The 11701-nt window shown below is 63.4% G+C and carries 9 protein-coding genes; 6 read left to right on the forward strand and 3 right to left on the reverse strand.

Annotated features, from left to right (window positions below; translation table 11 throughout):
• Together HP547_RS21130 and HP547_RS21135 are read left to right on the forward strand one after the other, a co-directional pair.
• On the forward strand, positions 1 to 206 hold a 206-nt coding region (locus tag HP547_RS21130; protein WP_172287348.1), incomplete at its 5' end, for a hypothetical protein.
• Between the two features lie 184 nt (positions 207 to 390).
• Entirely contained in the window at positions 391 to 2010 is a 1620-nt protein-coding gene (locus HP547_RS21135) for an FMN-binding glutamate synthase family protein (protein WP_172228352.1), read from the forward strand.
• Between the two features lie 139 nt (positions 2011 to 2149).
• On the opposite strand, the gene HP547_RS21140 is transcribed toward HP547_RS21135, so the two are convergent.
• Complete coding sequence (locus HP547_RS21140; RefSeq protein ID WP_172228354.1) at positions 2150 to 3568, reverse strand: amino acid permease; 1419 nt, start codon at positions 3566 to 3568, stop codon at positions 2150 to 2152.
• 415 nt (positions 3569 to 3983) lie between these two features.
• Here HP547_RS21140 and HP547_RS21145 point away from each other — a divergent pair, with 415 nt between their 5' ends.
• The 3 genes from HP547_RS21145 (at position 3984) to HP547_RS21155 (ending at position 8522) form a co-directional block, all read left to right on the forward strand.
• Positions 3984 to 7133, forward strand: coding sequence for a transglycosylase domain-containing protein (locus HP547_RS21145; RefSeq protein WP_172287349.1), 3150 nt, complete (start codon positions 3984 to 3986; stop codon positions 7131 to 7133).
• An 89-nt stretch (positions 7134 to 7222) separates the two neighbouring features.
• Positions 7223 to 7768, forward strand: coding sequence for a PadR family transcriptional regulator (locus HP547_RS21150; protein WP_172230248.1), 546 nt, complete (start codon positions 7223 to 7225; stop codon positions 7766 to 7768).
• The gene (locus HP547_RS21155; protein WP_172230245.1) at positions 7761 to 8522 is read left to right on the forward strand and encodes a siderophore-interacting protein; all 762 of its coding nucleotides are present in this window, start codon (positions 7761 to 7763) and stop codon (positions 8520 to 8522) included. Before HP547_RS21150 ends, HP547_RS21155 begins: the two co-directional genes overlap by 8 nt.
• A gap of 130 nt (positions 8523 to 8652) precedes the next feature.
• Here the strand turns inward: HP547_RS21155 and HP547_RS21160 are convergent, their stop codons facing one another.
• Positions 8653 to 9291, reverse strand: a complete 639-nt coding sequence (locus tag HP547_RS21160) for a Pr6Pr family membrane protein (RefSeq protein WP_172230242.1) — start codon at positions 9289 to 9291, stop codon at positions 8653 to 8655.
• A 1-nt stretch (position 9292) separates the two neighbouring features.
• Positions 9293 to 9514, reverse strand: coding sequence for a VF530 family DNA-binding protein (locus HP547_RS21165; RefSeq protein ID WP_008093990.1), 222 nt, complete (start codon positions 9512 to 9514; stop codon positions 9293 to 9295).
• 164 nt (positions 9515 to 9678) lie between these two features.
• Between HP547_RS21165 and HP547_RS21170 the strand changes: the two genes are divergently transcribed.
• A partial coding sequence (locus tag HP547_RS21170) for a TonB-dependent receptor (protein WP_172287350.1) occupies positions 9679 to 11701 on the forward strand: 2023 nt, incomplete at its 3' end.

Below are 11701 nucleotides of genomic sequence, written 5' to 3' on the forward strand. Positions count from 1 at the left end.
TGGTGGTAAGTGCCGCTGACCCGCTGAACCTGATCGGGTCATTGCTGCCGGGGGCGAAGGTACCTGCGGTGAGCGGCAACCGCTTGTTGTATCGGGATGGGGTGCCGGTGGCGATGCGGGTGGCCGGGCGCTACACATTCATGGTCGAGGCGCCGGTACAGGAGCAGGAGGGCTGGCGACAGATGCTGTTGCGCAACACGATTTGAGCGGTATTTGCTGCGGCGGGGCAAATGCTAGCGGGCTCGCGGGCGCCAAGGCCGTTGATGCAGCAATGGCTTGGCGAGAATGATTTTCGCTACCCCGATTTTAATTTGCACAGCCCGGCAACTTGGCTATGGTCGGGGTTTGCCCCAGGCCCTGAGCCTGACCGCGCCATCGCAAGGACCCTGTATGAGCCTGTCACTTCTCAGCCGCTACGCCTTCTTCGCCGCCTGTGTACTGTTCACCCTGGCGAGCCTGCCCTTCACCCACCACGAATGGCTGTGGCCGTTCACCCTGACCACCGGCATCCTCAGCCTGATCGGCCTGTTCGACCTGCTGCAGCAACGCCATGCCGTGCGCCGCAACTACCCGATCCTGGGCAACATCCGCTACCTGGTCGAGGCCATACGCCCGGAAATCCGCCAGTACCTGCTGGAGTCCGACAGCGACGCCCTGCCATTTTCCCGCGCCCAGCGCTCGCTGGTGTACGCCCGGGCCAAGAACGAGGCTTCGGACAAACCCTTCGGCACCTTGATCGACGTGTACGAGTCCGGCTTCGAGTTCATCGGCCACTCCATGCGCCCGGCACCGCTGGCCGACCCGTCCAGCTTCCGCACCATCGTCGGCGGACCACAGTGCAGCCAGCCGTACTCGGCGTCGATCTTCAACATCTCGGCCATGAGCTTCGGCTCACTCAGCGCCAATGCCATCCGCGCCCTCAACCAGGGCGCCAAGCTGGGCAATTTCCACCATGACACCGGCGAAGGCAGCATCAGCCCCTATCACCGCGAGCACGGTGGCGACCTGGTGTGGGAACTGGGCAGCGGCTACTTCGGTTGCCGCACCCCGGATGGCCGTTTCGACCCTGAGCGCTTCGCCACGCAAGCACGCAGCCCGCAGGTGCGGATGATCGAGATAAAGATGAGCCAAGGCGCCAAGCCCGGCCATGGCGGCATCCTGCCCAAGCACAAGGTCACCCAGGAAATCGCCGAGACCCGCGGCATATTGATGGGCGAAGACTGCATCTCGCCGTCGCGCCACAGCGCCTTCTCCACCCCCACCGAAATGATGCAGTTCATCGCCCAGCTGCGTGAACTGTCGGGGGGCAAACCGGTGGGGTTCAAGTTCTGCCTGGGCCACCCGTGGGAGTTCATGGGCATCGCCAAGGCCATGCTGGAAACCGGCATCCTGCCCGACTTCATCGTGGTCGATGGCAAGGAAGGGGGCACGGGTGCGGCGCCCGTGGAATTCACCGACCATATCGGCGTGCCGTTGCGCGAAGGCTTGCTGTTCGTGCACAACACCCTGGTCGGCCTGAACCTGCGCGACAAGATCAAGCTAGGGGCCAGCGGCAAGATCGTCAGTGCTTTTGACATTGCCAGCGTGCTGGCCATTGGCGCCGACTGGGCCAACTCGGCGCGCGGTTTCATGTTTGCCATTGGCTGCATCCAGTCGCAAAGCTGCCATACCAACAAATGCCCGACCGGCGTGGCCACGCAAGACCCGTTGCGCCAGCGCGCCCTGGTGGTGCCGGACAAGGCCCAGCGGGTGTTGAACTTCCATCACAACACCTTGCGTGCATTGGCCGAAATGCTGGCTGCGGCGGGATTGAACCATCCCGAGCAGCTGGAAGCCAAGCACCTGGTACGGCGGGTATCGGCCACCGAGATCAAGCTGTTCTCGCAGATGCATGTGTTCCTGAAGCCGGGGGAGTTGCTGACTGGCGAGGTGAATGGCCAGTTCTATTCGCGCATGTGGCAACTGGCGCGGGCGGACAGCTTTGAGCCGCACAGTGAGGTGGCGGCCTGACAGGCACCTGGGGCTGCTTTGCAGCCCATCGCCGGCAAGCCAGCTCCCACACTGACCGCTTTGCCCTGGAGCGATATGCTGTAACTGTGGGAGCTGGCTTGCCGGCGATGGGCCGCAAAGCGGCCCCGGCTATCTCAGATCAGGAAGCGGTACTGGCCACACCCTGCACCTCTTTCGGTGCCAGGCGGAACGTGTAGTACAGCACCGTCAGCAACACCAGGAACGCCGGGCCAATGTACAGGGCCACGCGGGTATCCTCGAAGTACGCCATCAGGCCAACCACCAGCACCAGGAAGGCCAGCGCCAGGTAGGAGCTCAGCGGCCACAGCCACATGCGGTACTTGAGTGCCTTGCGCTCGGCGGTGCTCAGGCCAGCGCGGAACTTGAGCTGCGCCAGCAGAATCATCACCCAGGTCCAGATTGCACCGAAGGTGGCGATCGAAGTCACCCAGACGAAGACCTTTTCCGGTACCAGGTAGTTGGCCAGCACACCCAGCAGCAGCGCGCCGATCGACAGCAGCAGCGCATTGCGCGGTACGCCGTTTTTCGAGGTACGGGCGAACGCCGCCGGGGCCTGGCCATTCTGCGCCAGGCTGTAGAGCATGCGCCCGGTGCTGAAGATACCGCCGTTGCACGACGACAGCGCCGCAGTGATGACCACGAAGTTGATGATGCCCGCCGCAGTCTTGATGCCCAGGCGCTCGAAGGTCATGACGAACGGGCTGCCCTGGCTGCCGATTTCGTTCCACGGGTAGATCGACAGGATCACGAACAGCGCACCAACGTAGAACAGCAGGATGCGCCAGAACACCGAGCCGATGGCCTGTGGAATGGTCTTCTGCGGGTTGCGCGCTTCGCCGGCGGTCAGGCCGATCATTTCCACGCCCAGGTAGGCGAACATGACCATCTGCAGCGACATCAGCACACCAGTCATGCCGTTGGGCATGAAGCCGCCATTGCTCCACAGGTTGGAAATACCGAGTGCCACACCGTCGTTACCGAAGCCGAAGGCAATCACGCCAATGCCCCCAAGGACCATGGCGATGATGGTGACGATCTTGATCAGGGCGAACCAGAACTCGAACTCGCCGAAGGCCTTCACCGCCACCAGGTTGACCGCGCCCATGCTGCCCAGGGCCGCCAGGGCCCAGATCCAGCGTGGTACATCGGGGAACCAGATGCCCATGTAGATGGCCACCGCAGTGATTTCGGCCACGCAGGTTACCAGCCACAGGAACCAGTAGTTCCAGCCGGTAAGAAAGCCCGCCAGCGGGCCGAGGTAGTCCTGGGCATAGCGGCTGAAAGACCCGGCGACCGGGTTGTGCACGGCCATTTCGCCCAGGGCGCGCATGATCACCAGGATGGCCAGGCCGCCGATGATGTAGGACAGCATGATGGCAGGGCCGGCCATTTCGATGGCCTTGGCCGAACCCAGGAAAAGACCGACACCGATACAGGCGCCCAGCGCCATCAGGCGGATGTGCCGTTCGCCCAGTTCACGCTTGAGCGGGCCGCCTTCAGTGGCTTGGCCGTGGGCAGGGTGGTTGCCGACTGGCATAGCAATACAACCTCATTTTGTTATTGGATTTGACCTTCGTGCAGCACTGACCATGCCGATAGGCGTGGCGGTGGCTTGCCAGGCTGGCCTCGTGGGCCGGCCCGTATGCCGGTGTAGAGCACCCGGCGGGGCGAAGGGGGCGAGCAGTATAGGAAGCTCGGTGTAGGGTTTTTCGCTGTATATACAGGAAAAATCAGCGAGTTCTCTGGGGTTTTGGCAGCTGGCTTGCTGGCGAGCGGGGCGCAGCGGCCACAAAACTCGGGCACCATAGCAATATCGGCGAACGAGGAAACCCACACCAAAGCCGCATAGCCTTACGCCACTTTCCGTCGCGTCCTACAAATTTTTCACCTGATGCGCTCAACGTCTAAGCTTCAGACAAGCAAGACGAAAACACCTGGCCGGATTGAAGACTATGGGCGCACTGTGGCAATCGGAACCAAGCAGAACGGAAGCACCCCAGATACCTCCGGCCGAGACGCCACAACCCCAGTCACCCCGTCAGCGTCGGCTATGGTGGCGGCTGATCATCCTGATCCTGCTGGTGGCGCTGGTGGCCATCGGCTTTGCCGCGTATGACGAATTTCGCACGTCCGAACTGCAATCGCGGGAATTCAGCAAACTGGCGGGCACCCTCACCTATTCACTGCAGCCCGGCCCCAGCGATGCCATCGTCTACCCCGGTGAAGGGCCGTTCGACAAACGCCTGGGCTACAGCGCGCTGGGCGAGTTCCTGCCACGCCTGCTCAAGCGCGACTACCTGATCAGCGAGCAGGTGAGGTTTTCGCCAGCGTTGATGAACTACGTCGATCATGGGCTGTTCGCCCCGTATATCGAGAAAATCCAGGCGGGCCTGTCGATCACCGACTGCCGCGGCGACACGCTGTACCAGTACAACTATCCGCAGCACCTGTACCCGGACTTTGCGGCGATCCCGCCGGTGATGGTCAACAGCCTGCTGTTCATCGAAAACCGCGACCTGCTCGACGCCCAGGACCCACGCAACAACCCCGCCGTGGACTGGCCGCGCTTCGCCAAGGCCGCCTACAGCCAGATCGCCAAATACCTGGCCCTGCCGGGGCAGTCGGCCGGCGGTAGCACCTTGGCCACCCAGCTGGAGAAGTACCGCCACTCGCCAGACGGCCTGACCGTGTCAGGCGCCGAGAAGATCCGCCAGATGGTTTCTGCCAGCGTTCGCGCTTACCAGGGCGGCCCCGATACCACCGAGGCACGCCAGCGTATCGTGCGCGACTACCTCAACAGCGTGCCGCTGTCGGCAGTGCCTGGGCATGGCGAGGTGCATGGCATGGCCGAAGGGCTGCGGGTGTGGTACGGCGCCGACTTCGACCAGGTCAACCAGGCCCTGACGTCCACCGCCAGCGACGCCGAGAGCCTGGCCACACGCGGCCTGGCCCTGCGCCAGGTGCTGTCGCTGATGATTGCCCAGCGCCGGCCCTCGCACTACTTGTCCAAAGGCCGGATCGAGCTGGCCGAGCTCACCGACTCACACATCCGCGTGCTCGCCGCCAACAACGTCATTGAACAGCCGCTGGCCGACGCCGCGCTGGCCAGCAAGGCGGTTTATCGTGACTGGGTCGCGCAACCGACCATCGTCCCAATCGTCACCAACAAGGGCATCAGCCTGGCGCGCAACCGCTTGGCAGCCATGCTCAACCGCCCACTGTACGACCTCGACCGGCTCGACCTGTCAGCCACCAGCACCTTGCAGGCCGACCTGCAGTTGCAGGTCAGCCAGTACCTGAAAAACCTCGCCGACCCCGCATTCGCCGCACAAATGGGCCTGATCGGCGAACGCCTGCTCACCACCAAGACCACCGACCAGGTGAGCTACAGCTTCACCTTGTTCGAGCGCACCGCCGATGGCTCGCGGGTGCGGGTGCAGACCGACAGCACCAACCAGCCCTTCGACATCAACGAGGGCAGCAAGCTGGAGCTGGGTTCCACTGCCAAGCTGCGAGTACTCACTACCTACCTGGAAATCATTGCCGAACTGCATGACAAGTACGCCGGCAAGCCCCCCGCCGAATTGAAGAAAGTCGAGGTCGCCGAACTCGACCGCATCACCCAGTGGTCGCTGGAATGGCTGGCGCAGAACAGCAAGAACCAGAGCCTTGATGCCATGCTCGACGCAGCGCTGGAGCGCAAGTACTCGGCCAACACCGGCGAAGCCTTTTTCACCGGCGGCGGCATGCATGTGTTCAACAACTTCCGCAAGGAAGACAACAACCGCAACCCGACGCTCAAGGACGCCCTGCGCGAGTCGATCAACCTGCCGTTCATCCGCTTGATGCGCGACCTGGTGCGCTACGTGACGTACCAGCAGCCGTTCAACCGGGTACCGCTGCTGAAGGACGACGCCGACCCGCGCCGCCAGGAATACCTGGCCCGCTTCGCCGACAAGGAGGGCACCAACTACCTGATGCGCTTCTGGAAAAAATACCAGCGCAAAACCTCGCAGCAGCGCCTGGACACGTTCCTCGACAGCATGCGTGTCACCCCGCAACGGCTGGCCGCGGTGCACCGTTACCTGTTCCCCGAAGCCGGCCAGGAAACCTTCAACGCCTTTGTCCGGGCCCACCTCAAGGGCGACAAGATCACCCTCGGCAAACTCACCGACGGGCGCCTGTCCGAGATGTACGACGCTTACGGCCCGGGCAAGTACGACCTACCCGACCAGGGCTATATCGCCAAGGTCCATCCACTGGATTTGTGGCTGCTGGGTTACCTGCTGAAGAACCCGAGCTCGACCTTGACCGAGATGGTCAATGCCAGCCGCTTCGAGCGCCAGGAGGTGTACGGCTGGCTGTTCAAAAGCCGCCATCAGGGCGCCCGCGACAGCCGCATCCGCACCATGGTCGAGATCGAAGCGTTCCTCGACATCCACCAGCGCTGGAAGCGCGTGGGCTATCCGTTCGACCATCTGGTGCCGTCGCTGGCCACCGCCATCGGCAGCTCGGGCGACCGCCCTGCCGCCCTTTCCGAGCTGGTCGGCATCATCCAGAACGATGGCATTCGCCTGCCGACGCTGCGCATCGACACCCTGCACTTTGCGGCCAACACCCCTTACGAAACCAAGCTGCTCACCGACCCGGACCGCGGCGTGCGGATTTTGCCAGTGGAGGTGGCGCGAGCCCTGAAAGGCGCCATGTCGCAGGTGGTGGATGCAGGCACGGCGCGGCGGATTTCCGGCAGCTTCAAGCTGCAGGACGGCACGCCACTGGTAATGGGTGGCAAGACCGGCACGGGTGATAACCGCATCGAAAGCTTTGGCGCCGGCGGGCGGCTGATAGGCTCCCGCTCGCTGAACCGAACCGCCACGTTCGTGTTCTTCCTGGGCGACAACCACTTTGGCACCTTGACCGCCTTCGTCCCTGGGCGCTCGGCAGAAGCCTTCAAATTTACCTCGGCGCTGCCAGTTCAGGTGCTCAAGGGCATGGCGCCGATCCTGATGCCTTACCTGCAGCCGGGCAATCCGAATGAGTGCAAACCGCCACAGGTGGCCGATCATACCCCGGCACCTTCAGGAAACCTATCGACTAACTAGATGATAATCATCCGCAACAAAGGGCTTGTCTTTAGATATATCTTGAGTAATATCTTAAGATATATCGCAAAAGACGGAGCTCAATGCCCATGCGTGAACACACCCCCCACGATCCGTTCGAGCGGCGCCCAGGCCGCGGCGAGCGTGGCCCCCGCGTCTTCGCCCCCGGTGATCTCAAGCTGCTGATGCTGGACCTGCTCGCCGAGCAACCCGGGCACGGCTACGACCTGATCCGGCAGATCGAAAATCTGTTCGATGGCAGCTACAGCCCAAGCCCGGGGGTGATCTACCCCACGCTGAACTTTCTTGAGGAAGCCGAGCTGATCAGCGGCCAGGTGCAAGGCAGCAAGCGCCTTTATGCCATCACCGATGCCGGCCGCAGCGCCCTGGCTGAGCAGGCCGTGGCCCTTGACGGCGTGCGCATGCGCATCGAAGTCAGCAAGCGCGCCCTGCGCGGCCACGATCGCCCACCAGAAATCCATGAAGCGGTCGGCAACCTGCGCCACGCACTGCACATGCACAGCGGCCGCTGGACCGCCGAAGAAATCGAGCGGGTCCGCGATCTGCTCAACCATACCGCCAAGGCCATCGCCACCGGGCCGGCCGAACGCGTCAAGGAGACTCCCCATGAGTGACACCATTCACCGCGTCAACCACGAAATTCGCCAGCGCCGCCTGCAGGTGCTGCGGGTGACCGAACTGACCCCACGCATGCGCCGCATCACCTTGGGTGGTTCCGAACTCGAAGGCTTCACCAGCGTGGGCAGCGACGACCATATCAAGCTGCTGTTCGCCGAAACACCGGAGCAACAGCAGGCCATCGACGCGCGCAACCTGCGCCCCGACGGCGGCCCGCGCCCGACCATGCGCGAATACACACCACGGCGCATCGACCTGGTGGCCAATGAACTGGACATCGACTTCGTGCTGCACGGCGATGGCCCTGCCTCAACCTGGGCCGCTCAGGCCGCGCCTGGGCACACCCTGAACATCGCCGGGCCTCGGGCTTCGCTGGTGGTGCCGGACATTTTCGACAGCTATCTGCTGATCGGGGACGAAACTGCCATTCCGGCGATTGGCCGGCGGCTGGAGGAGTTGCCCGCAGGCCGCCAGGTTCTGGCGGTTATCCAGATCGAAGACGAGCAAGAGCGCCAGCCGCTGCCGAGCAAGGCCCAGGTGGAAGTGATCTGGGTGCGCCGTAGGCAAGAGGACCTGCTGACGCTGGTGAAGAACCTGAGCTTGCCGCAAGGCCGGCTGTATGGCTGGGTGGCGCTGGAAAAAGCCCTGACCCGCCAGGCCAAGGCAGTGCTGCTGGAGAAAGGCGTGGCTGAGGATGCGCTGAAGGCTGCGGCATACTGGCGTGCTGACGGGACTGCGGAGGACGAGTGACTGGTAGTCCCAGGACTGGCTTTGTCGTCGGCAGGCCAGTTGCAGCAGGGATTGCATCAGGGCTGACAGGTGCTCGCCACAGGATATGCAGCGTCTGTGAGATCAAGCGCCGCGCGGGCGGCGCTCGATCTCACAGACGCTGAAAATGTTGTGCCATATACCTGTCCACCGCCAACAACACCAGCCCGATCCCCCAGAACCCTGCCAGCACCCCCAGCGCATTGAGCATCACCTGCCCAATCCCCAGGCTCGCCACATCGATGAACGGGTAGGCATACACGCCAATATCGCTCCCCCGCCACAGCGCATAGGCAAAATACACAGCCGGGTACAACGCCCAAACCGCCAAATGCCGCAGCCGCAGGGTGCCCTTGGGCACTTCGCACCACCAATACAGCGCATACAGTGCGGGCATCACGTCGTGCAACAGCTCGTCCGCCAGCCATTGCCAGCCCTGCGGCTGCCACAAATGGCGCAGCAACAGGCTGTAGGCCAGCGCCACCAGCACGATGCTGGCAGCCACTGCCGTACTCACCGAAGGTGACAGGAAAAAGCGTTTGCCCCGCCCTTCCCGGCCAAACGCCGCATAACTGAGCACCGTTGCCACCAGGGTATTGGTCAACACGGTGAAATAGCCGAAGACGTTGATGAGACCGCCGATCAGGCTGGCCTGATCGTGCCAACGCGCCAGCAGCACCAGGTACACCTGAACGGTCAGGCCGAACCAGCCCAGTACAGCCATGCCGGTCAGCCACGGGCGCCGCGGCATGTCAGGCCTGGCGCTGCAGCTTCACGTACAGCTGCTCGACCTTTTCCCGCGCCCACGGTGTCTTGCGCAGGAAGGTCAGGCTCGACTTGATGGTCGGGTTGCTCTTGAAGCAGCGCACATCGACGCGCTCGGCCAGCCCCTGCCATTGGTAGTGCGCCACCAGTTCGGTGAGGATCTGTTCGAGGGTCTTGCCGTGCAGCGCGTTGTGTTGGGCCGTGCTCATGCTGTGCTCCGTAGGAAAGATGCGCACCTTACACGAGTGTAGTGGCGGGTGGGATCAGTCGGGTCGACAGAAAAATCGCTGGCCAGGCGCAAATCCTCTATGCTGAAATAGTTATGTTATCTTGTAACACTATAAAAGCATCTGCCAAGGAACGCCCGACCCCCATGCTGTATTCACCCCTTCGCTTCTCCTCTCTCACCGTCGCGCTCTGGCTTGCCGCATCACCCAGCCAGGCCGTGGAACTCGAACCCCAGGTCATCACCGCCAACCCGCTGGGCAATAGCCAACTGGCCGCTCCCAGCACCGTGCTCGAAGGCGACAACCTGCTGCAACAGCAGCATGGCAGCCTCGGTGAAACCCTGAACAAGCAGCCCGGTGTCGCCTCGACCTGGTTCGGCCCTGGTGCCAGCCGCCCGGTAATCCGCGGCCTGGACGGCGACCGCATTCGCATCCTGCGCAATGGCGTCGGCGCCCTGGATGCCTCGTCGCTTTCCTACGATCATGCCGTGCCACTGGACCCGGTAACCGTCGACCGGGTCGAAATCGTCCGCGGTCCCGCCGCCCTGCTGTACGGCGGCAACGCCATTGGCGGCGTGGTCAACACCTTCGACAACCGTATCCCGGACGCGCCGATCGAGGGCATCCACGGTGCCGGTGAGCTGCGCTACGGCGGCGCCGACACCACCCGCAGCAGCGCCGGCAAGCTGGAGGCCGGCAACGGTGCCTTCGCCTTGCACCTGGATGCCAACAGCCGCCAGTTCAACGACCTGCGCATTCCCGGCTATGCCCGTAGCGCCAAGGTGCGCGATGCCGAAGAGCCCGGCAGCAAGCACCGCCTGGAAAACAGTGACGGCCGCCAGGACGGTGGCGCACTGGGCGGCGCCTACCACTGGGATCATGGTTACGCCGGGCTGTCGTACAGCCGCTATGACAGCAACTACGGCTCAGTGGCCGAACCCGGTGTGCGCCTGGACATGCAACAGGACCACTACGCCTTCGCCTCCGAGCTGCGTGACCTGAACGGCCCGTTCAGTTCGATCAAGGTCGACGCCGGCTACACCGACTACGAGCACAGTGAAATAGAAGAAGGTGAGGTCCACACCACGTTCAAGAACAAGGGCTACGAAGCGCGCATCGAAGCCCGTCATCAACCGCTCGGGCCGGTAGAAGGGGTAATCGGGGCCCAGGTCAGCCGCAACCAGTTCTCGGCCTTGGGCGAGGAAGCGTTTGTCCCGCACACCGATACCGACAGCCTGGCGCTGTTCATGCTGGAGCAGTGGCAGGCCACCGAGCGGCTGAACCTGAGCCTGGGCGCGCGCATGGAGCACACCCGGGTCGACCCGGACGCCAAGGGCAACGAGAACTTCGTCAACGCCGACAGCGCCAGCAGCTTCAACGCCTTCAGCCTGTCATCGGGTGCGGTGTACCAGCTCGACCCGATCTGGTCGCTGGCCGCCAACCTGGGCTATACCGAACGCGCCCCGACCTTCTACGAGCTGTACGCCAATGGTGCCCACGTGGCCACCGGTGCCTATGAAGTGGGCGACGCCAGCCTGAACAAGGAAAAGGCCATTTCCGCCGACCTCGCGCTGCGCTTCGACAATGGCACCCACAAGGGAAGTGTCGGGGTGTTCTACAGCCACTTTCGCAACTACATCGGCCTGATCGGCACCGGCAACCTGCGCGAGGGCGGGCATGACCACGGCCATGACGACGATGATCACGACCACGATCATGACCACGACGGTTTCCCGGAATACCAGTACCAGGGCGTGCGGGCGCGCTTCTACGGCATCGAGGCCCAAGACCGCTGGCAGCTGGCCGAGAACCGCTATGGCAGCTTCGCCCTGGAGCTGTCCGGTGACTACACCCGGGCCAAGAACCTCGACAGTGGCGAGGCGCTGCCCCGCATCGCGCCGCTACGGCTGAACAGTGGACTGGTCTGGGAGCTGGATCGCTGGCAGGCTCGGGTGGATGTCCAGCATGCCGCCTCGCAGCAGCGCAAGCCGGCCAATGAAACCAGCACCGATGGCTACACCACCCTGGGCGCCAGCGTCGGCTATCGCTTCGACATCGGCCAAAGCCAGTGGCTGGCATTTGTGCGCGGCGAGAACCTGACCGACCAGACCGTGCGCTACGCCAGTTCGATCCTGCGGGATATCGCGCCAGCCCCTGGGCGTAGTGTGG

Source organism: Pseudomonas sp. CM27, assembly GCF_013179515.1.
Lineage (GTDB): Bacteria > Pseudomonadota > Gammaproteobacteria > Pseudomonadales > Pseudomonadaceae > Aquipseudomonas.